General features: G+C 51.5%; 1 pseudogene. It reads left to right on the top strand.

Features of this window, described 5'->3' with window-relative positions:
- Positions 1-408, top strand: a pseudogene (locus TN53_RS48945) (hypothetical protein); the annotation flags it as partial.

The raw sequence follows: 408 nt of genomic DNA, 5'->3' as shown, positions 1-408 counted from the left end.
AAAGTATTTTTTTGATTGGTGACGAGCCGAACACGGAGTGGATCAAAAGGAGCGAAGCCGGGATCCGGTTGGATGATCACTATGTTGCGACAGATATCTATCTAGGTCGGCGAAAATTGATGTTCGCGACCAGCCGGAAAGGCGTGTTCGCCGTAGGTGACGTGAGGATTAATTCACGTCGCCGTGTCGGTCAGGCCGTTGGTCAAGGCGTAGCAGCGATTGTCGCCATAGAGCAGTATCTCGATGAGAATAATCGATGGAAAAAGGTCCTCGATGACACAGATCCCAGCTTGGCTCGAAAATGGCGGGAGGCCGCAGTTTTAGGCCCCCCAATATCCCAGCTGAGTTTGCGCGACTTTTTCCCTTTGTCCGGGAACCACCCCGCCTTTTTTTCGGGATTAAATTCTT

The organism is Streptomyces sp. WM6386, from assembly GCF_000972385.1.
Taxonomy (GTDB): Bacteria; Actinomycetota; Actinomycetes; order Streptomycetales; family Streptomycetaceae; genus Streptomyces.
The sequence above is the reverse complement of the archived record's forward strand: the minus strand, read 5'-3'. Positions and strand labels throughout refer to the sequence as shown.